General features: G+C 67.1%; 20 protein-coding genes. 7 read left to right on the forward strand and 13 right to left on the reverse strand.

Features of this window, described 5'->3' with window-relative positions:
- Nucleotides 1-22: 22 nt before the first annotated feature.
- Nucleotides 23-793 (reverse strand): SDR family NAD(P)-dependent oxidoreductase, encoded by a 771-nt coding sequence (locus tag FHS23_RS20595; RefSeq protein ID WP_183658675.1) that lies wholly within the window; start codon nucleotides 791-793, stop codon nucleotides 23-25.
- Between the two features lie 381 nt (nucleotides 794-1174).
- On the opposite strand from FHS23_RS20595, the gene FHS23_RS20600 reads away from it, so the two are divergent.
- A complete protein-coding gene (locus FHS23_RS20600) occupies nucleotides 1175-1369 on the forward strand; it encodes a hypothetical protein (RefSeq protein ID WP_183658677.1) in 195 nt (64 codons plus the stop codon).
- A gap of 865 nt (nucleotides 1370-2234) precedes the next feature.
- On the opposite strand, the gene FHS23_RS20605 is transcribed toward FHS23_RS20600, so the two are convergent.
- Genes FHS23_RS20605 through FHS23_RS20640 form a run of 8 tightly spaced genes read right to left on the reverse strand, consistent with a single transcriptional unit; the run spans nucleotide 2235 to nucleotide 9153 of the window.
- Nucleotides 2235-3320 carry a 3,4-dihydroxy-2-butanone-4-phosphate synthase gene (locus FHS23_RS20605; protein ID WP_183658679.1) on the reverse strand — a complete coding sequence of 362 codons (1086 nt, stop codon included), beginning with the start codon at nucleotides 3318-3320 and terminating at the stop codon, nucleotides 2235-2237.
- Nucleotides 3317-3841 (reverse strand): flavin reductase family protein, encoded by a 525-nt coding sequence (locus FHS23_RS20610; RefSeq protein ID WP_183658681.1) that lies wholly within the window; start codon nucleotides 3839-3841, stop codon nucleotides 3317-3319. Before FHS23_RS20610 ends, FHS23_RS20605 begins: the two co-directional genes overlap by 4 nt.
- A gap of 11 nt (nucleotides 3842-3852) precedes the next feature.
- On the reverse strand, nucleotides 3853-5379 hold the full coding sequence (locus FHS23_RS20615) for an aldehyde dehydrogenase (RefSeq protein WP_183658683.1): 1527 nt from the start codon (nucleotides 5377-5379) through the stop codon (nucleotides 3853-3855).
- Nucleotides 5376-6143, reverse strand: coding sequence for an alpha/beta fold hydrolase (locus FHS23_RS20620; protein WP_221219888.1), 768 nt, complete (start codon nucleotides 6141-6143; stop codon nucleotides 5376-5378). The genes FHS23_RS20615 and FHS23_RS20620 overlap by 4 nt, the downstream gene beginning before the upstream one ends.
- Nucleotides 6144-6145: 2 nt before the next feature.
- Nucleotides 6146-6700, reverse strand: a complete 555-nt coding sequence (locus FHS23_RS20625; RefSeq protein ID WP_183658687.1) for an amino acid synthesis family protein — start codon at nucleotides 6698-6700, stop codon at nucleotides 6146-6148.
- On the reverse strand, nucleotides 6697-7320 hold the full coding sequence (locus tag FHS23_RS20630; RefSeq protein WP_183658689.1) for an amino acid synthesis family protein: 624 nt from the start codon (nucleotides 7318-7320) through the stop codon (nucleotides 6697-6699). Before FHS23_RS20630 ends, FHS23_RS20625 begins: the two co-directional genes overlap by 4 nt.
- The gene (locus FHS23_RS20635) at nucleotides 7317-8450 is read right to left on the reverse strand and encodes an LLM class flavin-dependent oxidoreductase (RefSeq protein ID WP_183658691.1); all 1134 of its coding nucleotides are present in this window, start codon (nucleotides 8448-8450) and stop codon (nucleotides 7317-7319) included. Before FHS23_RS20635 ends, FHS23_RS20630 begins: the two co-directional genes overlap by 4 nt.
- 1 nt (nucleotide 8451) lies before the next feature.
- The gene (locus FHS23_RS20640) at nucleotides 8452-9153 is read right to left on the reverse strand and encodes a GntR family transcriptional regulator (protein ID WP_183658693.1); all 702 of its coding nucleotides are present in this window, start codon (nucleotides 9151-9153) and stop codon (nucleotides 8452-8454) included.
- A 235-nt stretch (nucleotides 9154-9388) separates the two neighbouring features.
- On the opposite strand from FHS23_RS20640, the gene FHS23_RS20645 reads away from it, so the two are divergent.
- Complete coding sequence (locus tag FHS23_RS20645) at nucleotides 9389-10990, forward strand: BCCT family transporter (protein ID WP_183658695.1); 1602 nt, start codon at nucleotides 9389-9391, stop codon at nucleotides 10988-10990.
- Nucleotides 10991-11471: 481 nt separating this feature from the next.
- Here the strand turns inward: FHS23_RS20645 and FHS23_RS20650 are convergent, their stop codons facing one another.
- The 4 genes from FHS23_RS20650 to FHS23_RS20665 all read right to left on the reverse strand — a co-directional run bounded on the left by FHS23_RS20650 (nucleotide 11472) and on the right by FHS23_RS20665 (nucleotide 16962).
- Nucleotides 11472-11987 carry a flavin reductase family protein gene (locus FHS23_RS20650; RefSeq protein ID WP_183658696.1) on the reverse strand — a complete coding sequence of 172 codons (516 nt, stop codon included), beginning with the start codon at nucleotides 11985-11987 and terminating at the stop codon, nucleotides 11472-11474.
- Nucleotides 11984-13279: a styrene monooxygenase/indole monooxygenase family protein gene (locus FHS23_RS20655; RefSeq protein WP_030532039.1), complete on the reverse strand. Its 1296-nt coding sequence runs from the start codon at nucleotides 13277-13279 to the stop codon at nucleotides 11984-11986. The genes FHS23_RS20650 and FHS23_RS20655 overlap by 4 nt, the downstream gene beginning before the upstream one ends.
- Before the next feature lie 124 nt (nucleotides 13280-13403).
- On the reverse strand, nucleotides 13404-15560 hold the full coding sequence (locus FHS23_RS23835; protein ID WP_183658698.1) for a LuxR C-terminal-related transcriptional regulator: 2157 nt from the start codon (nucleotides 15558-15560) through the stop codon (nucleotides 13404-13406).
- Nucleotides 15561-16284: 724 nt separating this feature from the next.
- Nucleotides 16285-16962 carry a GntR family transcriptional regulator gene (locus tag FHS23_RS20665; RefSeq protein ID WP_221219889.1) on the reverse strand — a complete coding sequence of 226 codons (678 nt, stop codon included), beginning with the start codon at nucleotides 16960-16962 and terminating at the stop codon, nucleotides 16285-16287.
- Between the two features lie 128 nt (nucleotides 16963-17090).
- Here FHS23_RS20665 and FHS23_RS20670 point away from each other — a divergent pair, with 128 nt between their 5' ends.
- The 5 genes from FHS23_RS20670 to FHS23_RS20690 are packed head-to-tail and all read left to right on the forward strand — an operon-like array spanning nucleotide 17091 to nucleotide 23599.
- Nucleotides 17091-18587, forward strand: a complete 1497-nt coding sequence (locus FHS23_RS20670; RefSeq protein ID WP_183658700.1) for a fumarylacetoacetate hydrolase family protein — start codon at nucleotides 17091-17093, stop codon at nucleotides 18585-18587.
- Complete coding sequence (gene dapA, locus FHS23_RS20675; protein WP_183658702.1) at nucleotides 18584-19543, forward strand: 4-hydroxy-tetrahydrodipicolinate synthase; 960 nt, start codon at nucleotides 18584-18586, stop codon at nucleotides 19541-19543. Before FHS23_RS20670 ends, dapA begins: the two co-directional genes overlap by 4 nt.
- Nucleotides 19540-21033 carry a 5-carboxymethyl-2-hydroxymuconate semialdehyde dehydrogenase gene (gene hpaE / locus FHS23_RS20680; RefSeq protein ID WP_183658704.1) on the forward strand — a complete coding sequence of 498 codons (1494 nt, stop codon included), beginning with the start codon at nucleotides 19540-19542 and terminating at the stop codon, nucleotides 21031-21033. The genes dapA and hpaE overlap by 4 nt, the downstream gene beginning before the upstream one ends.
- Before the next feature lie 29 nt (nucleotides 21034-21062).
- Nucleotides 21063-22136 carry a 3,4-dihydroxyphenylacetate 2,3-dioxygenase gene (gene hpaD / locus FHS23_RS20685; RefSeq protein WP_183658707.1) on the forward strand — a complete coding sequence of 358 codons (1074 nt, stop codon included), beginning with the start codon at nucleotides 21063-21065 and terminating at the stop codon, nucleotides 22134-22136.
- Entirely contained in the window at nucleotides 22133-23599 is a 1467-nt protein-coding gene (locus FHS23_RS20690) for an NAD-dependent succinate-semialdehyde dehydrogenase (RefSeq protein WP_183658709.1), read from the forward strand. Before hpaD ends, FHS23_RS20690 begins: the two co-directional genes overlap by 4 nt.
- The last annotated feature ends 50 nt before the right edge of the window (nucleotides 23600-23649 follow it).

Below are 23649 nucleotides of genomic sequence, written 5' to 3' on the forward strand. Positions count from 1 at the left end.
GGCCGATGGTCAGTGGAGGTCGTCAGTGCAGGTGGCTTCCGCCGTTGACATCGAGGGTGACGCCAGTCAGGTATGAGGAATCCGCTGAGCAGAGGAAGGTGATGGCCGCCGCGACCTCCTCGGTCGTCGCGGTGCGGCCGACCGGAATGGCGCCGGCGATCTGTGCTTCCTGTTCGGCAGTGCTGCCGACCCGAATGTCGGTGTCCACCGCGCCGGGAGTGACCGCGTTGACGGTGACGCCGGTCGGTCCGAGCTCACGGGCCAGTGCCTTGGTGAAACCGAGGATGGCGGCCTTCGCCGCAGAGTAGGGAACCTTGCCGAAGACTCCGCCGCCGCGCTGAGCGGAGACCGACGACATGTTGACGATGCGCCCCCATCCGCTGTCGACCATCCGGGGAAGGAAAGCCTTGGTGACCAGGTAGGTCCCGGTCGCGTTGACGTCCATCACCCGGCGCCACAGGTCGAGGGTCGTGTCGAGGAAGTCGACCGGCGAGGTGATGCCGGCGATGTTGACGACGGCACCGATCTCGGGCAGCCGGCCGGCCGTGACCTCGGCGGTCACTGCGTCCCGTGCTGCGTCGACCGCGGTCTCGTCGGCGACGTCCACTGCGTGTCCGAACGCGGCTACGCCGTGCTCGGAGGCGATGGACTTCGCCACTACCTCCGCCTGGTCCCCGGCCAGGTCGAGGACCACGACAGCCCAGCCTTCGCGGGCGAAGCGTCGCGCAGTGGCGATGCCGATTCCGTTATCGCTGCTCGCTCCGGTGATGACGGCGGTGCGCTGCGGACTCATGGTGCTCCTTTGCTCCTGTTCGGGTGGGGCGCTGTGGTGGCGAGCACGCTAGAGTTGTTGACTGTTAACAGTCAACCCCTGTGATGGTCATGAGTACCGTCTAGTGATTAGCGGGCGTGGCCGTTGGGCCCCGCGTCGTTGTCACCGCGTGAGAGCGCCGCGTGGTCGCCCGACCAGGTGAGAGGTGGTGGCGTGAGAGGCCGAAAAGTCGGGCGCATACACCCGACCAGGTGATGCCGCGGTTGATTGTTCAGCGACCATGTCGGCGCCTGCCTGACTGGCTCGTGAGCTGCGAGACGATGCCTTTGCGGCTCAGGTCGGAGTCGCGGCTCGGCGATCAAGCTGCAGGGCGATGCGTTGCAAGTTCTCCGGGATCTCGGCGTGTGGGACGCAGTGGCCCGCGCAGGTTACGGCTACGACACGCTCGGCCTGCGGGCGCCGTACGACGTGGGCACGGTGCTCGTCGAACTCGAGGACCACCGCAGGGGCGGTGCTAATATGCTGGCGGCCCTCGGCTTGCACCGGCCCCCGCCGGCCCAAGTTCTCGTGACGGGCGCGGCCGAGGCGGGCGGATAGTCCCGTTCGGACTGTCGGTGGTCGCAATCGCGCAGGATGGCGCGGTGTCGATGTCACGTTCGACGACGGACCCGCGCCCGCTACGACTCGGCGCCGGTGGCCTGCGATCCTTCACCTGCACGGCGGTCGGCATGGACACTCCGCCGGAACCGGTGGGTATTGGCATCATCTGGCGGGTGTTCACCCGGCGTCCGGCGACTGTGTCTGCAGCTGCTCACTATCGGTTCGGTACTGATGGCAGGCAGGGCGTGTCGTCGTCAATCGGTGCCGGTGACGCGGATGCCGTAGGTGAAGGTGTCCGATGCGCCGGGTGGCAGGAGACGCAGACCAGGGCAGGTGATTTTGCGGGCTCGCATCCCTTGGCCGTCGGCTCAAGTTCGACCCGGTCCACAAGATGCAAATGCCCGTTGACCTGTGCCAACGGTCTGTCCGGACGATCCTGTCTCCGTCCTGTTCATGATCTTCGTGGAGTCAGCGTTTGTCGCTGCCCTCGTTTTCGACTGTCGCCCGAGCGGCCTCGAGTACCGGCCGCAACGGTCTGGGTCGGTTTCGGTCGGCTTGGTCAACGCCTCCAGCTGTGCGTCCGGGTGGCCTCTGGCTCAGGTGTCTGGCGCAGCGCGGTGCGGATGGTGTCCAGCGGGCGGTGCCGGTATGCGCATACCTCTGGGCGTCTGCGCCGAGGTGTGCCAGAGCACATCTGGATCTGGTCGACGCAGCCCCTCGACACCTTGCGCAACATCTGCCGCTGCGGCACTTACCATGCAACGAGCCGCGATCACCGCCGCGATCGACGGCTGTGCCTGGAATCCCTTCGGTTCCGGGCGCGTTCGGAAGCTCGGACGATCCGCTCGGCGCCCGCCCGGGGTCAGGTGACTTGGACGCCCCGAGCCGTCAGATGCTGCCGAGATATCGGTGCGTCATGCTCCAGCTGGATCCGGGGTATGCCGAGATCGGCCAGGACAGCCGCGACAAGAGCGGCAGGAGCGTCGGCGGCACTGGACGAGTGGCCGAACAGTCCGAACTCGTGTCTGGCGCGTAGATATACCAGCACGCCGTCGTCTTGAGCGGTCGTGGAGACTGCGGCATCCAGATTGGCACGGCACGCACATGCGCTGCTTCCGAGTAGGTCTCCGATTGCGCATCCGATATGCACGGACAGGCGTGGTGGTTCGGCCGCGAGGTCGCCGTGGATCGCGAGGTGTTCGACACCGTGTAGACGGTCCCGGTACTCCACGACCGACACGTCTCCGTGCGGGGTTGTGAGCTTCCCACGCGGTCTGGCTGTGATCCCTGCGGCGGGCACGATTCCGCCGCAACGGCTTCCGAACCATGCGTCGTTGATATCGACGACGGGAAGTCCGTACCGGTCTGCCAGCGCGGCGATCTCTGGCTGCCCGGGTGTCGTCGAGCCGGCCGGTCCCTCGGCCCCTTCGACAAGGCCTGCGGTCAGGCCGACCGGAGGGAGGTCGGCCTCGCGGCACAGCCGGATTGCGGCCGTGTCCGGCGTAGGCCCAGCGGTGGGCCCGACACGGACGGGGAGCACGTGGCCGGGGCGACACAGTGTCTCCGGGCCCGAATCAGGGTCCGCGAGGACCCGAGCTGTCCGAGCGCGATCGCGAGCACTGATGCCGGTGCCGATCCCGTTCGCCGCATCGACGGACACGGCGTAGGATACTGTCGCAGGATCTTGGTTCTCGCGCACCATGGCCGGAAGGTAGAGCGCGTCGGCACGGTCGACGGGCATGGGGGTCCGCAACAGGCCGGACGTGTGCCGGACGATCCAGGCCACCTGCTCGGTCTCGGCCAGAGCAGCAGGCAGGAGCACATCGGCGACCTCGGGACGCTCGTCGTTGACCAGTAGAACGGGGCCTCCTGACCGTAGCGCGGTAACCGAAGAAGCGATACTGGACGGTTCCGGAGCAGAGATCGGCCGCTCGAGCTGAGCCGTCACGATGCAGCTTCCAATTCGGACAGGGTGTGGAACCGGCTCGCGTGGAACACGAGTGGGCCGCACTGTGGCTGGACTCCGTGTTCGTGCACTCGGAACAGCACGAACTCGTGATCTCCGGCGGGAACGGCTCGTTCGATCGAGCAGTCCAGCCACGCGGTCGCGCCCTGCAGTAGGAGCGCGCCGTCGTCGGTGGCATGCCAGTCCAGTCCTGCGAATCGGTCACCGGTTTTTGCGGCGAGTTGGCGGCACGTCAGGTCCTGTGAGGCGGCGAGCACCGACAGTCCCAACCGAGGCCTGTGCGCCAGCCGCGGCCACGTTGTGGACGTGTACTGCACGCACACGCCGACCAGTGGCGGATCGAGCGAGACACCCACGAACGAACTGGCAGCCAACCCGATCGGAGTTCCGTCGGCGTCAAGCGCACAGACGGCTGTCACACCGCTCGGAAACCGGGCGAACGTCGCGCGCACGGCATCGGTGTCGACCGTTCCGTTCGGTGCGACGGTCGTGCTCAGACTCATGAGTTTTCCTTTCAGGAGCGCAGGACGAACGGGTCGCCGGCGGGTTCGTCGCTGGTGTTGATCCAGACGCTCTTCAACCGTGTGTACTCCCGAATCACCTCGGAGCCGTGCTCGACGCCGAGTCCGGAAGCCTTGAACCCGGACCGCGGCGACATCGGTGACATGGCGCGGTACATGTTGACCCAGATGGTCCCTGCGTCGAGTGCGCCTGCGGCACGGTGTGCGCGTGAGAGATCCGTGGTCCAGACACCCGCGGCCAGGCCGTAGGCCGTGTCGTTCGCGAGCTGCAGAGCCTCTGCGTCGGCGTCGAAAGGCATGATCGCGACGACCGGGCCGAAGATCTCTTCCCGGCACAATCGGGCGTCGTTCGGCAGGTCGGTGAACACGGTGGGCTCGTGGAACCAGCCGCCGAGCCCGACCTTGGGACGCCTGCCGCCGTGCGCGACCTGACCACCCTCGGCGCGCCCTGCAGCGACGTAATCCTCCACTTTGGCCAGTTGCGCACGCATGGCGAGTGGTCCCAGCTCGGTCTCGGGCGCCAAGGGGTCGCCGATCCGGATGGTCCGTGCCCTCCCGACGACCCGTTCGACGAGCTCGTCGTAGACACTGCGGTGGGCGAACACCCGGCTACCCGCAATGCAGGTCTGACCGGCGGCGGCGAAGATCCCCGCGATCACCCCGTTCGCGGCACTCGCCACATCGGCGTCGCCGAACACCAGCTGCGGCGATTTGCCTCCCAGCTCCAAACCCGCACGGATCAACCGCCTGCCGGCGCGTTCGGCGATCCACGCTCCGGTCGCGGTGCTGCCGGTGAAGGACAGTTTCGCGACGTCGGGGTGATCCACCAGCCGCGCTCCCGCCTCGTCACCCATGCCGGTCACGACGTTGACGACGCCCGGTGGAAAGCCTGCCTCCTCGAACAGTGGCGCAAGCGCCAGCATCGAGGCACTGGTGTGTTCCGACGGTTTCACCACGGCCGTGTTGCCCGCGGCCAACAATGGGGCGAGTTTCGCCACTGTCAGCGTCAGCGGTGAGTTCCACGGCGTGATCGCGCCGACGACGCCCACCGGTTCCCGGCTCGTGTAATTGAGGACGTCGACATTGCTCGCGGGAATCGTTTCGCCGTGAATCTTGTCCGCGAGACCGGCGTAGTAATGGAAATACTCGGGCAAGCTCGCCAGCTGCGCCGTCATCTCACGGAGCAGCTTGCCGTTGTCGGTCGACTCCATGCGCGCGAGACGATCGGCGTTTTCGCCGACCAGCTCACCGACGCGGCGCAGCAGGGCGCCGCGCGCCGTCTGCGACATCCTGCGCCAGTGCGGCGACTCGAATGCACTCCGCGCGGCTGCTACGGCACGGTCGACGTCGGCGGCTGTGCCGCGCGCGGCCTCGTACCAGGCCTCGCCGGTAGTGGGGTTGTCGCTGGCGAAGTAGCGGCCGTCGGCCGGAGCGGTCTCCTTTCCCGCAATATGGTGTTCCCACCGTGGCAGGCGTGCGGAACCGGTGGACGACGACTGGGCAGCAGCTGTGGTGCTCATGATGTGGTGTCTCCAGCAACGGCGAAGGGTCGAGTTTCGATCTGTGCGAGGACGGCTGCGGTGACCATGTCCGGACGTTCCAACGGCAGGAGGTGGCGCGCTCCCGGAACGGCCGCCGAGCGGCCGTTCGGTACGCGAGAGGCCACGGCTGCGGACATGCGAGGTGTCGATCCCGGATCGTCGGCTCCGGTGATGGCCAGCACCGGCGCAAGCAGGTCCGGTAGTTCCGGCCACACCTCGGCGTCCGCTTCGGCGAAAATCCGGTAGCAGGCGAGGTAGCTCGCCGGCCGGTTGGCCGCGAGTACCGCACGGGTCTCCGCCGCCAACCGCGGTTCGGCTCGGCGCCACCGCGGCGAGAACCAGCGATCGATCGCGGCGTCGAACGTCGCGGCCAGGTCGGATTCGGCGTCGGCCAGGCGTCGGTCCACGGCGGCGCGTTCCTCGGGGCGTCGGTCGGCCACCCCGCTGACGAGTGTCAACGACGACACCTCGTCCGGGCGGTCGAGTGCCACGCGGGTGGCCACGAGTGCGCCCAGTGAGAATCCGACCAGGTGGGCCCGACTAGGCAGCGAGCCGAGTAGGCCCGTGATCGGTGCGGCGAGATCCGCGAGCGTGGTGCCGTCGTCGGCGTCGGACGCGGTTCCGTGCCCCAGCAGATCCGGGGTGTGCACTCGCTGCGCGGAGGCTGACAGGGGGCCGGCGACACGTCGCCACATCGTGTGGTCGAGTCCCACACCGTGCAGCAGGACGACATCGGCCGGCATGCTCACTGCTCCGAGGTCAGCGGGGCAAGCCGGGCCTGCGGACGGCCCTGCGCGGCGGCGGCGAGCCCGATGACGATCTCGTTCGCACGGGGCCCGTCCGGCATCCGTGCCTCGACCGTCTGGTGGTGCGAGCGGATCGTCGCATCGGTGACGTGCTTGAGGGGGATGTCGAACGTCGAGCCTGCGGCGGCACGCTTCTCCACCGCGGGAAGCAAAGTCGTCGCCTGTGCGGCGTCGCGGAAGTGGTTGCCGAACTTGAGTGTGTGGATCAGACCGGAGCCGTGCTCGATCTCGCCGTCCAGCCCGACGATCGCGGCCTTTCCGTAGGCTTCGACCGGAGTGCCGAGAGCGCCGACCACGCGGTCGCTCAGCAGTTTGCCCAGCTGTGGTGCGACTTCGTCGATGAGGGGCTGGAGATCCTGGACGAAGCCCTTATCGGCCCAGGGATTCTCGACGGCGGCGAGCACGACCGCGATCCTGGCGGGCGGGTCGACCTGCTTGCCCCCTTCGATGTGGGTTTCGTCGACGATCGTGTGGATGGCGCGGACGGTGCTCATGGCAGTGGCTCCTTCTCAGCAGCGACGGGATGACCGGTCAGGATGTGATCGGCGAGCGCGGTGTCGGTGCGCCGGTCGCCGATGCGTGCGTTCGGACGAGGTCCGTCCGACGCCGCGGCGATCACCGCGATCTCGTCGGGCCGCGGCGCATCGGGCACCCGAACCGGAACGGTCTGGTAGTGCGACCGGGTGGACGCGTGATTCTTGTGCCAGATCGGGACCGGCAGGGAAGTTCCGGCCCCGGATCGTTGATCGGCGAAGACGATGATCGATTCGCCGTCCGTGCGCCTCCGCAGCACGTCGCCGAAGTACGGTGTGTGGATCAGTGCGCCGGCATGCTCGATTTCTCCGTTCACACCGACCAGGGCGGCCTTCCCGAACGCCTCGACGTGTTCGGCGCCGCCCAGCGCCGAGACCAGTCGGTCCGACAGGGCGTGTGCGATCTCCGGGGCGAGCGCCGACACCTCTGCGGACAGGTCGTTCAGGACCCCGCGGCCGACCCATGGGTTGGACACGACGGCGACGGCTGCGACGCGGCGCACCGGCACTCGGACCGGCTCTCCCGCCTCGTGCAGCGGTTCGTCGGTCACCGTGACGATCCGGCGGATACTCCCACTCACGCCGGGTTCTCCGCGAACTGGGGCATGACCTTCTCGGTGAACAGCTCGAAACTGCGCATCACCTTGCCGTGGTCCATGCCGGGGTGCGTAGTCCACAACAGCAGGTCCTGCAGGTTCAGTTCCTGCTGCAGCTCGTGAACCTTCTCGGCCACGTAGTCGGGCGTGCCCACGAGAAGGTTGCGCTCGGCGAGGAAATCGTAGTCCAGCTCGCGGCCCGTGATGTCCTCACCGACCTCACGCATATTGCCGAGGCCTCGCCAGTGACACACCCAACGATACGAGGTGAGGAGCGCTTCCTCGAAGTCCGCGCGGGCCTGTTCCATCGTGTCCGCCACGTAGACGTCGCGGACGAGCGACAGCCCGGTGCCCAGTTCCTGTTCGACGCCGGTGGCCTCCGACAGCGTGTCGCGGTAGAGCTCGAACCGGCCCTTCAGCTCGGAGACGGGTGGCATCCAGAACATGCCGTTCATGCCGGCTCTGGCCGCACTCTGGATCGACCGAGGGCTGTCGATGACCTGGGACAGCGGCGGGTGAGGGTCCTGGAACGTGTTCGGCACGACCTTCATGGCGGAGATCGTGCCGTCGTCGCCGACGAATTCCGGGGAGGCTGGCGAGAGTGGATGGTCCCAGGACACACCCGGCGCTGGGTACTGGTGGAACCGTCCGTTGTGGGAGAAGAAGTCGCCGCTCCACGCCTTGCGGAGGATGTCGATCGTCTCCTCGAACAGCTCGCGGTTCTGTTCCTGGTCCCGAGGGTCGGCGAGCGGGTTGAGGTTCATCGCCTCCCGGCCGTACAGACCGCGTCCGACACCGACCTCGACGCGTCCGCGGGAGAGCTGGTCGAGCATCGCGATGTCCTCGGCGAGGCGCATCGGATTCCAGAACGTGACGATGTTGGCCGCTTGCCCGATGCGAATACGGGAGGTGCGCGCCGCGATGTCGGCTCCGACCATGAGCGGATTCGGGACGAGTTCGAAGCCCTCGTGTCCGAAGTGGTGCTCGGTGTACCAGATGGAGTGGTAGCCCGCGTTGTCGGCGAACGTCGCGATCTCTCGGACCTCGTCGAGGACTGTCGCGACGTCGCCGAGCCGCCCCGGCGCTCCGATGTTGTGAAAGATCGAGAACCGCATGTCACACTTCCTTCCGCAGCGGCGTGCCTCCGGCGAGAGGGTCGTCGGCGGCGAGGGTCGCCCGTTCACTGGAACGGACGTGGTCACGCATGGCGAATTCGGCTCCGAAGCCGTCCTTCTCCTGAATCAGCTCCAGCACGTTCCGGTGCTCTGCCAGCGACGCGCCGAGTCGGCCGGGCCGGGTCAGCGATGCGGATACCAGCCGGTGGTAGGCGAGCTGGTTCATGAGCGTCCGGTAGTGCGATTCCAGTTGTGAGTTGTCGGCCCCGACGACGAGCAGTTCGTGGAAGCCGTGTACGAGGCGCGCGTAATCCTCGGTGTCGCCCTGTGCCACGGCCCGCCCGGAGCGCTCGAGGTTGTCCTCGATCTCGTCCAGGACGGGCACCGGCCCGCGGGCGGCCAACAGTCGTGCGGCCATGCCTTCGAGCATCTCCTTGAGCTCGAACAGCTCCACGACTTCGCGCCGACTCGGGGAACGGACGAACGTGCCGACTCGTGCGCGGACCTCGACCAGTCCTTCGATCTGGAGCTGCTTGAGCGCTTCTCGAACCGGAGTCCGGGACACGTCGTACTCGGCGGCGAGGGCGAGTTCGGAGAGTGGCTCGCCGGGAGCGTGCCGACCTTCGATGATCGCGCTCCGCACACCGGCCAGAACCCGCGCCTGCGCCCCGTTCCGCCCGACAACCTCGGTAGGTTCTTGCATGCAAGAGAAGCTACGGCGGATCCCTGTACGGCGTCAAGATGTCTACCTTCCTACGCTTGCCGCCGCTGAAAACTCCCAATTTCCGGGTAACGAGGGTCTTTCGTACTTTCCGGGTTGGCATTGACCAGTCGTCAGCTTGCATGCCACATTGACGCGTCATGCGCACTCCCGGAACCGGGATGCGGCGCGGACGCTCCTTCCCGCGGTCCCACGGAGAATCTCGACGGAGACAACGATGTCCGATTTCTTGACCGTGCCGCCGGTTCGCCGGCGTCCCGGACCTGTCCTGTACGTCTCGCTCACGCTGGCCCTGGCGATCGTCGTCTGGGGCGCTGTCGCGAGTGACTCGCTTGCGGTAGCGGGTGCCACGGCTCTCGACGGGATCACGCGCGGGCTCGGGTGGGCTTACTTGGCGGCGTCGCTCGGCTTCCTCGTGTTCCTTCTCGTGCTGGCATGCAGCCGGTATGGCCGGTTGCGTTTGGGAAAGGACGACGATCGACCGGCGTTCCGTCGTGTCACCTGGTACGCGATGATCGTCTCAGCCGTCATGGGGATCGGCCTGGTCTCCTACGGGGTGGCGGAACCGATCAGCCACCTCGCTGCCCCGCCTCACGGGCTCGCAGCACCGATGACCTCCGGCGCGGCGGTCACGGCGATGCAGTTCTCGTTCTTCGACTGGGGGTTGCATGCCTGGGGCATCTTCGCCGTCGTCGGGCTGGCTATGGCGTGGTCGATGTTCCGCCGGGGGCGGCCCGGGCTCGTCAGCGCGCTGTTGCGCCCGTTACTGGGGCGCCGTGTGGAGGGAGCTGCGGGTAAAGGAGTCGACGTGTTCGCCGTCATCGCGACGTTGTTCGGCACCACGACTTCCCTCGGCCTCGGGGCTCTGCAGATCAACGGAGGGCTGACGAGTCTGTTCGGCATCCCGAACTCGCTGCCGGTGCAGTTCGCCATCATCGTGGTCATCACGTTGTTGTTCACCGCGTCGGCCTTGACCGGTGTCGCCAAGGGGATTCGCTATCTGTCCGAGGCGAGCATGGGGCTCGGTGGGGCCTTGTTCGTGTTCGTCCTCATCGTCGGCCCGACCATCTACTTGGCGAACCTGTACGTGGAGTCGGTCGGCCGGTACCTCAGCGAGCTCGTCGCGACCAGCCTCATCACGCCGGCGAGCGGAGACCTGGGCTTCATGCAGAACTGGACGTACTTCATGCTCGCGTGGTGGCTGTCGTGGGCGGCCTTCGTCGGGGTCTTTCTGGCCCGTATCTCGCGGGGACGGACAGTGCGCGAGTTCGTTACCGGGGTGCTGCTCGTGCCGACTGTGGTGTTCACGGCGTGGTTCACGGCCTTCGGTGGTACGGCGATCAATCGCGACATGGGTGGCGAGACGGCGATCGGGGCCGCAGCCGCGGAGGACACGAACGCTGCCTTCTTTGCGACTCTCGACTCGCTGCCGCTGACCGCCATCACATCGATCGTGACGATCCTGCTGGTGATCGTGTTCTTCGTATCCGGAGCCGACGCGAACACGTACGTACTCGGCATGCTAACCAGCCACGGCACGGAGCAACCGTCGCGCCGAGTGCTGGCGCTCTGGGGTGCCGTGACCGGGGCGGCAGCCATCGCTCTGTTGGCGGCCGGCGGGCTGGAGTCACTACAGCAGATGGTGATTGTTAGCTCGGCACCATTCCTCGTCATCGTGGTCGCCGTCGCGGTGGCGTTCGCTAAGGACCTGATGTCCGAGGGGCCCCAGGTCGGCGCGCCGGTATCGCCGAGCCGGCCCGCCACGCCAGTCGAGTTGTCCGGGTCCGAGCTGCCCGAGGTGGCGACTTCCCGGGAATAGCGCGGGCCGACTCGAGCAGCTAAAGCACGGATCTCGAATGGGTGCCGCATCGGTGTCGTACCGGGAAGATTAGGACGGCGTTGCGCTTCCTGCCGTACCTAGTTTCGGAGGGTCTGTGGGGTGCGGACGGGGTGGTATAGCCCGGCGCAGCGCCGTATGCGAGTCCTGTCCATGGTCCTGTCCATGAACTGGTGCTACCCGGTGCCTCGGGTGCGACGATGCAGCCGACGGTTCACCGCGCTACCTGCGGTTTCTGCTCCTGACGGGTGATTTGGCGGCCTCATAATCCTTTGGCCGTCGGTTCAAGTCCGACCCCGCACACCCTTCTGACCTGCATGTTAACTCGGTCGCCCAGCTGGGTTTCGACCTTTGGGCGCGGGTTTGGCTCAGGAGTGGTCGCTCCGGGTATGGCTCGCATCCGTTCCGGAGGTCGCCAGCGCGGTCGCATCGCTGGTTTCGCGTGTGTGGGTTCCTCTCGCGATCAGCCGATGGTGGGCTGGTCGAGCCAGAGATGGTCGCCCCGTAGGAAGACCAGGGGCTCGCGGTGGAAGTTGTTGTAGCGCATGACTTCCCCGACGAGCAGGACGTGGTCCCCGCTGGGGATCTGATGTGCGATACGAGTTTCGAACCGCGCGGCGCACCCGTCGAGCAGGGGCGCACCGCCCAGGCCTTCAGTGACTGTCAGGCCGTCGAACTTGTCGTCGGCCGGTTTGGCGAAGCGCCGGGATAGGTCTTCCTGGTGCCAGGCGAGCACGTTCACGGCGAAGTGTCTCGCGTCGTGGAACACGGACAGGCTTGGTGAGTCGGTTCGCAGCGCCCACAGCACGAGAGGCGGGTCGAGCGAGACCGAGGCGAACGAGTTCGCGGTGACCCCGACCCGGGTGTTGGCGTGCGCGGCGGTCATGACCGTGATGCCGGTGGGGAAGCAGCCGAGCGCGCGCCGATAATGCCGCGGGTCGTCTGCCGGGAGCAGCGGCCGTTCCTCGAGAGTCGTCATCCCTTCCCTCCCGCCGCGCTCAGGTCGGCGCGCCCGCGCAGTCGCAACTCGTGGCGTGCGCGTGCCTCCGCGAGGTACCGCGTGGTCAATTCCGGGTCGTAGAAGAAGCTCTCCAGGTCGGAGGGGTCATTGAAGGCGTTGGCGAAGCGGTGGGCGACTTCCGGCACCTGCGTCGCGGTGGCGAGCAGCTCCATCGCGTGCTCGGGCGGGGCGGAGCCCGGGTTGTTGAAGGCCAGCATCGTGTTCGTGAACTTCGTGGGGTACTGGGCCTGGTCCCAGAACCGGTCGAAGGTGGCCTGCATCCAGGTCTCGTCGAACGGTTGTGAGCCACGGTCGAGGATCAGCCGATGCATGACCTCGGCGTGCGTACTCGCGTTGTTGGCGCCCTGACCGCAACACGGGTCGTTGAGCACGAGGACATCAGCCATGCCGACCACCTTCCGGCCGGATGGCAGCAGGGCGATCGGCTCACGCACCAGCGGGGGCACGGCTCCGCACAACCATCCGTTCGGGTCCGAGATGTGGGCCTCGGTGTAGCGCGCCATTTCCCAGGGGAAGAAGTCGGCGAACGTGCGTTTCGTCAGCTCCAGCATCTCCTCGGCCGTAGTGGCCTGGGACCAGCGATCCATGGGGCCGCCGGGCAGAGCCTCCATCACCCAGGTGACGGCTGGTCCGGCGGCGGTGAGCATCGGGATTCCGAACGCCTCACCGACCCCGGGCCGGATGTTGTAGGAGACGCCGTCGGGTGCCGGGTGCTCGGTGTTGATGAGCGAGATCATGCCGATCGAGCGTTGCGGGCGCTGATAGGTCGTCCGTGTCTGGTCGACAGAGAAGATCTTGGCGATCTCGCCCTTGCCTGCGGCGACGATTGTGAGGTCGTTGACCGCCGCGATCTCGTCGAGACCTGCCAGGTCGACCGCACCGTAGACGATCTTGCCCCCGCGACCGGCGAATGCCTCGAGCCAGGTGCTGAACTTCAACCGCTGGTCGACCGACTGCCCGTACTGGGCGAATCGGCCGGTGAACTCGACGGCGAGGTGACCCTCGGGGTCGGTGAGCTTGGCATCCGTCTGTTCGATCAGCGGCGGCTCGCCGTCCCAGAAACAGATATCGAGAGCGCGCTCGCGAGCGACCGCACGTCCGAAGAGGCCGTTGCTCGAAGGCAGGCGGCCGGCGGCGATCTGCTCCGGAGTGCGGTCGGAGTACACCGTGACCTCATACCCGTCGCTGAGCAAGCCGAACGCGAGCTGCAGCCCACCTTGGCCGGCACCGATGATGGCGATCGAACGCACGTCTACCTCCTTGTAGGTGTGGATCCGCATTGCGGATCGCGTCTGTTCACAAGGATGTGACTCCGTTCAGGTCAGGAGATCCGGGGAACCACGTGGGTGGACCACGTGGTTCGTTCGGAACCGGTCACGTGGTGGGTTCGCGGGTGGTCGCCCACACCGCGATCTCGGCGCGTGATCGGAAACCGAGCTTGGCGAGAATGTGCTCGACATGCCCTTCGACGGTGCGGTGGGACAAGACGAGCCGGGCGGCGATGTCCCGGTTGCTGAGGCCCTTGCCGACCAGCGCCGCGACCTCGCGCTCGCGCCGGGTCAGGGTTATCGGTTCCGGCGAGGCTGGTGCGACGTCCGCGTCATCGCTGTAGGTGCGGGCGAGAATGTCGAGATAGGTACACACCTGGGCGTAGTTGAAACCTGCGGCTTCCCGATGCGCTTGCTGGAACTTCGCGGCGCCCAGCGCTGCGCGGGCCCGCGCAGCGGCCTGGCCGCGGAGGTTGGCGAGTTGCGGACCGAAAGCCTGTAGGTCGGTTCCGACCTTGCGCCACGCCGTCTCGGCCAGGCCCAGGAGTGTGGCGCCCTCATGATGGCGGCCTGCTGCCACCGAGGCGACAGCGAGTACCTCGAACACGAGTACGATCCCGAGCTGGTTGTCCAGCGGCATGCTCAATTCGAGGCTCTGACATCCGGCTGTGATCGCATCCTCGAGCCGGCCCTCGGCCACGGCGACGTGCGCGCGGGTCCACAGTGCGTAGGAGTGGGCCCAGTCGTCGCCGATGGTGGTGCTGCCAGCCACCGCTTCGTCGCACAGCCGGTGCGCTTCGGTCGGGTTACCGAGCAACGCGTGGGTCAGTGCGAGCTGGAACAGCGACATGAGCAGGCCTTCAGCCGAACCTTCCGTGCGGTGCCCGGCCGCCGCCGCGGTGAAGTGCTCCACGGCGGCGTCGAGATCGCCTTGGAACAGGGCAAGCGATCCCTGCCAGGTGGCGCAGAAGCTGCGGGTGTGCGGGTCCGCGGCGGCCTTGAGGCTCGCGCATTCGTCCAGGCGGTCTCGTGTTGCGTCCTGGTCGCCCTGCAGGAGGGCAACCCAGGCGCAGGACCACAACGCCTCCACGCGTTCCGGGCACGCCGTGGTGTGAGCGGCGAGCGCCTGTTCCAGACGCCGCCGGCCTTCCTGCAAGTGGCCGCCCATCACCCACAGAATCCGTAATCGGGCGGCGAGTGCCAGAGCGTTCCGTTGCGCCTGCTTGTCATCGTCACCGCCGAACGAGTCGAGCGCCGTGCCGAAGTTGGGCAGTTCGGTCGTCAAATGCGCGAGGTGACGTGCTTGGTCCGGGCCCCAGAACGCGGCGCCGGCCCGGTTGGCCAGCTCGAGGAAGTGCTCGCGGTGGCGGTGTCGCAGCGTCTGCTCCTCGCCTCTGGCGTGTAGCCGTTCCCGGCCGTACTCGCTGATCGACTCCAGCATCCGATACCGCAGTCCACAGGGCGTCGTCTCGGTGATGAGAATGGATTTGGCGACAAGTGCATCGAGGGTATCCACCACGTCGGTGGATTCGTGGTCTGCGCAGATCGCCTCGACCGACGCCAGATCGGTGCTCTCGGTGAACACCGACATCCGCGCCCAGAGGCGTTGCTCGTCCGGTGAACACAACTCGTGGCTCCACTCGACCAGCGCCCGGAGTGTGCGGTGTTGTGGGAGATCCGTCGGATCGCCGCCGCCGAGTATCCGGAAGCGGTCGCTGACCCGCTCGAGCAGTTCGCGAAGGGACAGCGAGCGCAAACGGGCGGCGGCGAGTTCGATGGCCAGCGGGAGCCCGTCGAGCCGCCGCACCAGTTGTGCCACCAGGTCGATGCTCTCGTCGGTCAGCCGGTAGTGGGAACTGATCGCGCTGGCGCGTTCGTCGAGCAACTGGATCGCCGGATAGCGGCTCGCGTCCTGCACCCGCAGCGCGGCGTCGGGGTCCGGGGCCACCAGAGGGCGTACTTCGACGACGCGCTCACCGCTGATGCCCAGCGCCTGACGGCTCGCGGTCAGGAAACGCACTCCCGGCGCCATGCTCAGTACGCGGGCAACGAAGGCCTGGCAACCACTGAGGACGTGTTCACAGTTGTCCAACACGACCAGCATGTCCCGGTCCATGAGGCTGGCCACGAGGTGGTCCACGACGTTGGTCGTCGAGAATTTCATTGCCAGCGCATTGACCACTGCTTGCGCCACTTGTGCCGGGTCGGTCAGGTGAGCCAAGGACACGAACCAGGCGCCGTCCGGAACCTCGCTGTCGAGCACTCGCGCAGTCTCAACAGCCAGGCGCGTCTTGCCCACGCCCCCAGGGCCGGCCAAGGACACGAGGCGACACTGTGCCAGCGACTCCCGCACGGCCGACAGTTCGTCGTCACGGCCGACGAAACTCGTCACTTGGGCGGGTACACGCCCCGCAGCCCCGCTCATTGTGTTCTCCCCGCGTCGTTGAGGGTGTAAACAGCCTATGTTCTCCCCGTCGCCAAATCGGTCTCAGCGCGCGGGGCTGTATAGCGGATGGACTCCTCGAAGGAGTCGAACCAGCGGTCCCCAGACCGCACACTCGCCAGCTGATCGGGGTGGGCCGGAAGGGTCCAGACCGTCGTTAGGAGAGCGTCGCGATGCTCGTTGAGACCCCCTCTGATCGTCATCTTGATGTCGGTCCGCAAGGATTCGACAGGCATCCCGGATGCGCCCAGAACCGACAGCAGAACGCCCGGAGTGGAGATTCGGGGGCCTTACCCACTGGGCCGTCGGGGGTCGGCCGCGACTCACTCATGTCCACGGTCCTCGTTGGCGTCGCCCTCCTTGCAGGACCGGCCACAGTGTGAGCCACCACATCTAACCAAGTAAAGCTCAAAAAACTAACTAAACACCGAAACTGAATTGTGGACGTGTCGGACGTGCCCTTAACGGCTGGGGACTTCGCCACCTCAGCACAGGTGAAGCGACCGGATGTGCTTCTGTCCGTCGGGCTACGGTGCGTCCCACGCTAGTCGTGGGCGTGCTGGAACGTCAGCATGGCGTCGAGGGTGGCGGTCCGGTGGCGGCGGGCCGCGAGTTCGATCTCGATCGGGTCGGCCTTGTTCTCGATCAGGTCGACCAGCTCGTCGTGCTCGGTGACCGACTCGACGGCGCGGCCGGGAACGAAGCTGAAGGTGGAGCTGCGCAGCATGCGCAGCCGGCTCCAACCGCGGTGCACCAAGTCGATCAGATGCTCGTTCGGGCAGTGCAGGAACAGGGCCTTGTGGAACTCCTCGTTGAGCTCGGTGAAGCGACGCGGGTCGAAGTGCTCGAGGCTGTCGCGCATGCGCTGGTTGATCTCGCGCGCTTTACTGACGTCCTCGTTGGTCAACAGTGGTGCGGAAAAGCCGGTGGCGGCGCCTTCGACGACGGCGAGAGTCTGCATGGTCGTGACGTACTCGCCCTCGTCGACCAGGGCGACCTGCGCGCCTACGTTCTTCTCGTAGGTGACCAGGCCCTCGGCTTCCAGTCGGCGGACGGCCTCACGGACCGGGACGGTACTCACGCCGAGTTCGGCGGCGAGTTGGCTGAGCACCAACCGATAGCCGGGCGTGAAGCGGTGCGAGACGATCCGGTCGCGGAGCCACTCGTAAGCCAGCTGTGACTTGCTCGCGGTCATGCCTTCGGCCGGTGCATCGCTAGTCATGAGCCCTCGTTTCGACGATGTGACGCTCCATTTTGCCGGACCGTGGTCCGTGCCCGGAGATGCGTGTCCGGAGATGCGTGTCCGTCTTCTGTTGAGATCAGATATGGCATCGTATACGATTCTGCGGCATGTCGTCCGATGCAGTGCGTTCTTCAGCTGACGGCCTCGCTCACCATCCGCTCGTCGGGCGGCCGGGCAAGGTCATCGCGGTGCACCTGAACTACCCGTCGCGGATAGCCCAGCGTGGCCGGGCGCCGTCGAAGCCGTCGTACTTCCTCAAGCCGGTGACGTCCCTGGCGGCCACCGACGGGAAGGTGGAACGCCCGCCCGGTGCCGAGTTGTTGGCCTTCGAGGCAGAGATAGCGCTGCTCATCGGCACAACAGCCCGGCGGGTCTCGAAGGAGGAAGGCTGGGCGCACGTCGCTGCGGTGACCGCGGCGAACGACCTCGGCCTCTACGACCTGCGCGCCGCGGACAAGGGTTCGAACCTGCGGTCCAAGGGCGGCGACGGCTACACGCCGCTCGGTCCGGACCTGATTCCCGCCGACCGGCTCGACCCGGCGGCCCTGCGGGTCCGTGCCTGGGTCGGGGACCGGCTGGTCCAGGACGACTTGGCGGGCACCGTCGTCTTTCCCTTCGGTGAGCTGGTCGCCGACCTGTCCCAGCTGATCACCCTCGAACCAGGTGACGTCGTGCTCACCGGTACGCCGGCCGGTGCGTCGGTGGTCGCGCCGGGTGACGTCGTCGAGGTCGAGGTGGACGTGCCCGGCACCGAGCACACGACCGGCAGGTTGCGCACGACCGTCGTGGAAGGCACCGAGCCGCTGCCGGAGTTCAGTGCACAGCCGTCGGTCGACGACCACCAGCGCGCGGAGGCGTGGGGCAGCGCCGAGGCCGCCGGTCTGCCTGCTCCGTTCGAACTCACTGACGAACACCGGGCCAAGCTGCAGCAGGTCGCGGTGGCCACGCTGTCGGCCCAACTGCGCAAGCACGGCTACAACCAGGTGTCCATCGACGGCGTGCGGACCAACAAGCCCGGCACCAAACTCATCGGACGCGCTCGCACGTTGCGGTTCGTGCCGGCACGGGAGGATCTGTTCCGCAGCCACGGCGGTGGCTACAACGCGCAGAAGCGCTCGTTCGACGCGCTGACGCCGGGCGACGTGCTGGTGGTCGAGGCGCGCGGGGAACGCGGTACCGGCACCGTCGGTGACATCCTCGCCTTGCGTGCGCAGGTGTTGGGAGCGGCGGGCATCGTCACCGACGGTGGTGTGCGCGACTACACCACCGTCGCCGATCTGCAGATCCCTACGTTCTCCAACGGTCCGCACCCCGCGGTACTCGGGCGAAAGCATGTGCCGTGGGACAGCGACATCACGGTGGCCTGCGGCGGCGCGACCGTGCAACCGGGCGACGTCGTCGTCGGCGACGACGACGGCGTGCTGATCATCCCGCCCGCGCTCCTCGACGACGTGCTCGACGCCGCGATCGAACAGGAGGCCGAAGAGGAGTGGATCGCCGCCCGCGTCGCCGAAGGCGCAGCGGTGGACGGGCTCTACCCGCTGACCGGCGAATGGCGTCGCCGCTACGAGGCGGAGCGAACAGGACAGGAAGGAACGCAATGACGAACTGGCGCACCCGCCCCGAGCAACTGACAGGGTCGATCGCCCCGGTGATCACCCCGTTCACCGACGACGGCGCGGTGGACCACGAATCCCTGGCCAACCTGGTGAACTGGCAACTGAAGCAGGGCTCCGACGGGGTCTCCATCGGCGGCTCCACGGGCGAACCCAGCGCGCAGACCATCGACGAGCGCGCAGACGCGATCCGCACGGTCCTCAAGACGGTCGACGGGCGTGCGCCGGTCGTGCCGGGAACCGGATCGGCCAAGCTGGACGAGACGATCGCGCTCACCGGTGCGGCCTACGACGCGGGCGTGGACGCGGCACTCGTCATCACCCCGTACTATGCGCGTCCCACGCAGGAAGCGCTCTACGTCTGGTACAAGACGGTGGCCGAGGAGTACCCCGAGCTGCCGATCATCGCCTACAACGTGCCCAGCCGCACCGCCGTGGAGATCGCACCGGAAACGGTGGCCCGGTTGCATCGGGACGTACCGAACTTCGTCGGAGTCAAGGAAACGACCAAGGACTTCGAGCACTTCTCCCGCGTCATCAAGGCCGCAGGCAGGGATCTGCTGGTGTGGTCCGGGATCGAGCTGCTGTGCCTGCCGCTGCTGGCGCTGGGCGGCACGGGTTTCGTCAGCGCCACGGCCAACATCGCGCCTGGCGCGACGAAGAAGATGTACGAGGCGTTCCACAGTGGACGTATGGATGAGGCGCTGGATATCCACTACGGCGTGCACCCGTTGGTCGACCTGATCTTCGTCGAGACCAACCCGGCACCCGTGAAGTGGGTGCTGGCCCAGCGCGGTCTGATCCGCTCCGGCCACGTCCGCTCGCCGCTGATCACCCCGACCGATGCGGGCAAGGACAAGATCCGCGCACTGCTCGACGAGGGCGCCGACTATCTGTCGCCGGTCGCAGACACCGACACCATCGCCGGAGGGAACCGAGCATGAGCATTCAGCACGTACCGGAGAACCTGCCCAAGCGCATTCAGCACTTCATCGGCGGGGAGTTCGTCGATAGCCTCGACGGTGACACGTTCGAGGTCCTCGACCCGGTGTCCAACCAGACCTACCTGGAGGCGTCCGCCGGCAAGCAGGCCGACATCGACCGCGCCGTCGCCGTCGCCCACCAGGCATTCGAGGAGGGGCCGTGGCCGGGAATGCTTCCGCGGGAACGCGCCCGGATCCTCAACCGTATCGCCGACATCGTCGAGACCCGCAACGAGCGGCTCGCTGAGCTGGAGACCTTCGACACCGGGCTGCCGATCACTCAGGCGCTCGGGCAGGCCAAACGGGCCGCGGAGAACTTCCGGTTCTTCGCCGACCTGATCGTGGCTCAGGCCGACGACACCTACAAGGTGCCCGGCAAGCAGGTCAACTACGTCAACCGCAAGCCGAAGGGCGTCGCGGGGCTGATCACGCCGTGGAACACGCCGTTCATGCTGGAAAGCTGGAAGCTGGCACCGGCACTGGCGTCGGGGTGCACGGTGGTGCTCAAACCCGCCGAGTTCACGCCGCTGTCGGCCGGCTTGTGGCCGGAGATCTTCCGCGAGGCCGGGGTTCCCGACGGGGTGTTCAACATCGTGCACGGCTACGGGGAGGAAGCAGGGGACGCGCTGGTCAAGCACGAGGACGTGCGGCTGATCTCGTTCACCGGCGAGTCCGCCACCGGCAGCCTGATCTTCGCCAACGCCGCGCCGACACTCAAGGGTCTGTCGATGGAACTCGGCGGTAAGAGTCCGGCGGTGGTGTTCGCCGACGCCGACCTGGACGCGGCGATCGACTCGACCGTGTTCGGCGTGTTCTCGCTCAACGGGGAGCGCTGCACAGCCGGCAGCCGAATCCTGGTCGAGCGTTCCATCTACGACGAGTTCGTGCGCCGGTACGTCGAACGTGCGAAGAACATCCAGGTCGGCGATCCGCACGACCCGGCCACTGAGATCGGTGCGTTGGTGCACCCTGAGCACTACGCGAAGGTCACCGAATACATCGAGATCGGCAAGACCGAAGCCACACTGGCCGCCGGCGGTGGACGCCCAGCGGGTTTGGAATCCGGAAACTACGTGCAGCCCACGGTGTTCGTGGACGTGCCGCCGACGGCGCGGATCTTCCAGGAGGAGATCTTTGGTCCGGTCGTGGCGATCACGCCGTTCGACACCGATGAGGAAGCGCTGCAGCTGGCCAACGACGTCAAGTACGGACTGGCGGCCTACGTATGGACCTCGAACCTGGAACGCGCCCACAACGTCGGCCAGCGCATCGACGCGGGCATGGTGTGGTTGAACTCGCACAACGTCCGGGACCTGCGTACCCCGTTCGGCGGTGTGAAGGCCTCCGGTCTCGGTCATGAGGGCGGGTACCGATCGCTGGACTTCTACTCGGACCAGCAGGCCATGCACATCTCGCTGGCTCCCGCCCACACCCCGAAGTTCGGCGCCTGAGCGCCACGCATACGAAGGACTGTTCAACGATGACTGTCTCGGAATCTCCGGCGGATCTGACGCCTCCGGACATCGTGCGCTGCGCCTACCTCGACCTGGTGGTCACCGACCTGGCCAGAGCACGCGAGTTCTACGTCGACGTCCTCGGTCTGGTGGTCACCGAGGAGGACGACGAGGCGATCTACCTCCGCACGCTGGAGGAGTTCATCCACCACAACCTGGTGCTGCGCAAGGGACCGGTGGCCGCGGCGGCTGCGTTCGCCTACCGGGTGCGCACCCCGGAGGACGTGGACCGCGCCGAGCAGTGGTTCGCCGCGCGCGGGTGCCGCACCGAACGCCGAGCCGGCGGTTTCGCCAAGGGAATCGGCGATTCCGTGCGCGTGACCGACCCGCTGGGCTTCCCGTACGAGTTCTTCTACAACGTCGAGCATGTCGAGCGGCTCGCGTGGCGCTACGACCTCTACACCCCGGGTGCACTGGTGCGGCTGGATCACTTCAACCAGGTCACCCCAGACGTCCCGACGGGGCGGACATACCTGGAGGACTTGGGTTTCCGGGTGACCGAGGACATTCAGGACGACGAGGGAACGACCTACGCGGCGTGGCTACGGCGCAAGGACACCGTGCACGACACCGCTCTCACCGGCGGAGATGGACCGCGGCTGCACCACATCGCCTTCGCCACGCACGAGAAGCACAACATCCTGTCCATTTGCGACAAGCTCGGGGCGCTCCGGATGTCGGACGTGATCGAACGCGGGCCCGGCCGTCACGGCGTGTCGAACGCCTTCTACCTCTACATCCGCGACCCCGATGGGCACCGGGTGGAGATCTACACTCAGGACTACTACACCGGCGATCCCGACAACCCGACGGTGACCTGGGACGTCCACGACAACCAGCGGCGCGACTGGTGGGGCAACCCCGTCGTGCCGTCCTGGTACACCGAGGCCTCACCGGTGCTGGACCTCGACGGCAACCCGCAGCCGCTCGAGAAGCGCACCGACAGCAGCGAAATGGCCGTCACGGTCGGCGCGGACGGTTTCTCCTACACCCGCAAGGGCGACGAGGATAAGGGCTTCAAACTGGGAGCCTCGCTATGACCGCGGCAGAGAGCGACCTCCTCGGGCGTGTTCCCACCGAACTGTTCGTGGCCGGACAATGGATTCCGGGAAACGGCGCCACTTTTCCGGTGCATGACCCCGCGACCGGAGCGGTGATCGCCGAGGTCGCCGATGCGTCACCCGCCGAGGGCATGGCCGCGTTGGACGCGGCCGCGGGAGCGGGACGGGATTGGGCCCGCACCGCGCCCCGGCGCCGCGCCGAGATCCTGCGACGCACCTTCGACCTGGTGCAGGAGCACACCGACGACCTCGCCCTGCTGATGACCTTGGAAATGGGCAAACCGCTGCAGGAGGCACGCGGCGAGGTCGGCTACGGCGGAGAGTTTCTGCGCTGGTTCAGTGAGGAAGCCGTCCGTATCGACGGCCGTTACGGCACGAGTCCCGACGGCAGCGGTCAGATGGTGGTGACCCATCGGCCGGTCGGGCCGTCGCTGCTGATCACGCCGTGGAACTTCCCGCTGGCGATGGCGACCCGCAAGATCGCACCGGCCCTGGCCGCGGGCTGCACGGTCGTGATCAAACCACCCGCCTTGACTCCGCTGACCACCCTGATGCTGACCCGGCTGCTGGAGCAGGCGGGAGTGCCGGAGGGCGTGGTCAACGTCGTGACGACGACGAAGTCCGGCGCTGTGTGCGGGCCGTTGATCAGCGATCCGCGACTGCGGAAGCTGTCGTTCACCGGCTCCACGGAGGTCGGCGTCCGGCTGTTGGAGCAGGCCGCCGGGGGAGTGTTGCGGACCAGCATGGAACTCGGCGGCAACGCCCCGTTCCTGGTCTTCGACGACGCCGACCTCGACGCTGCGGTCGACGGCGCGCTGGCCGCCAAGTTCCGCAACATCGGCCAGGCCTGCACCGCAGCCAACCGGTTCTACGTCCACGAGGAAGTGGCCGAGGAGTTCACCCGGCGCGTCACCGAGCGCGTCGCGGGAATGCGAACCGGACGCGGCACCGACGACGGCGTCGACATCGGGCCCCTGATCGACCGCAAGGCCGTCGACAACGTCGCAGCCCTCGTCGACGACGCGGTCGATCGCGGCGCCTGTGTCCGCACCGGCGGGTCCCGGGGAGAGGGGCCGGGCACCTTCTACCAGCCGACCGTGCTCACCGGCGTGCCATCGGACGCGGAGGTGATGCGGCAGGAGATCTTCGGGCCGGTGCTGCCGATCGCCACCTTCTCCTCGGAGGAGGGCGCGATCGAACTCGCCAACGCCACTCCCTACGGACTCGTCGGCTACGCCTACACGCGCGACACCCGCCGCGGTCAACGCCTGATCGATGAGATCGACACCGGGATGATGGGCCTCAACATCGGGGTCGTCTCCAACGCGGCCGCGCCCTTCGGCGGCGTCAAGCAGTCCGGTCTCGGCCGCGAGGGCTCCCGGGAAGGGATCCAGGAGTACCTGGAGACCAAGTACACCCTGACGCCCGACCCCTACGCGTGAGGGCTGTTCGCAGCGCAGAAATGCCGACTTTCTCGCAATGACGTGAGGAG

The sequence above is a fragment of the Prauserella isguenensis genome (genome assembly GCF_014191605.1).
GTDB lineage: Bacteria > Actinomycetota > Actinomycetes > Mycobacteriales > Pseudonocardiaceae > Prauserella > Prauserella isguenensis.

Bases quoted from the DNA above. Each gene is read 5' to 3' on its own strand.
- FHS23_RS20595 (WP_183658675.1), bottom strand. From the start codon at position 793: ATGAGTCCGCAGCGCACCGCCGTCATCACCGGAGCGAGCAGCGATAAC.
- FHS23_RS20610 (WP_183658681.1), bottom strand. From the start codon at position 3,841: ATGAGTCTGAGCACGACCGTCGCACCGAACGGAACGGTCGACACCGAT.
- FHS23_RS20615 (WP_183658683.1), bottom strand. From the start codon at position 5,379: ATGAGCACCACAGCTGCTGCCCAGTCGTCGTCCACCGGTTCCGCACGC.
- FHS23_RS20620 (WP_221219888.1), bottom strand. From the start codon at position 6,143: ATGCCGGCCGATGTCGTCCTGCTGCACGGTGTGGGACTCGACCACACG.
- FHS23_RS20625 (WP_183658687.1), bottom strand. From the start codon at position 6,700: ATGAGCACCGTCCGCGCCATCCACACGATCGTCGACGAAACCCACATC.
- FHS23_RS20635 (WP_183658691.1), bottom strand. From the start codon at position 8,450: ATGCGGTTCTCGATCTTTCACAACATCGGAGCGCCGGGGCGGCTCGGC.
- FHS23_RS20640 (WP_183658693.1), bottom strand. From the start codon at position 9,153: ATGCAAGAACCTACCGAGGTTGTCGGGCGGAACGGGGCGCAGGCGCGG.
- FHS23_RS20645 (WP_183658695.1), top strand. From the start codon at position 9,389: ATGTCCGATTTCTTGACCGTGCCGCCGGTTCGCCGGCGTCCCGGACCT.
- FHS23_RS20650 (WP_183658696.1), bottom strand. From the start codon at position 11,987: ATGACGACTCTCGAGGAACGGCCGCTGCTCCCGGCAGACGACCCGCGG.
- FHS23_RS20665 (WP_221219889.1), bottom strand. From the start codon at position 16,962: ATGACTAGCGATGCACCGGCCGAAGGCATGACCGCGAGCAAGTCACAG.
- FHS23_RS20670 (WP_183658700.1), top strand. From the start codon at position 17,091: ATGTCGTCCGATGCAGTGCGTTCTTCAGCTGACGGCCTCGCTCACCAT.
- dapA (WP_183658702.1), top strand. From the start codon at position 18,584: ATGACGAACTGGCGCACCCGCCCCGAGCAACTGACAGGGTCGATCGCC.
- hpaE (WP_183658704.1), top strand. From the start codon at position 19,540: ATGAGCATTCAGCACGTACCGGAGAACCTGCCCAAGCGCATTCAGCAC.
- hpaD (WP_183658707.1), top strand. From the start codon at position 21,063: ATGACTGTCTCGGAATCTCCGGCGGATCTGACGCCTCCGGACATCGTG.
- FHS23_RS20690 (WP_183658709.1), top strand. From the start codon at position 22,133: ATGACCGCGGCAGAGAGCGACCTCCTCGGGCGTGTTCCCACCGAACTG.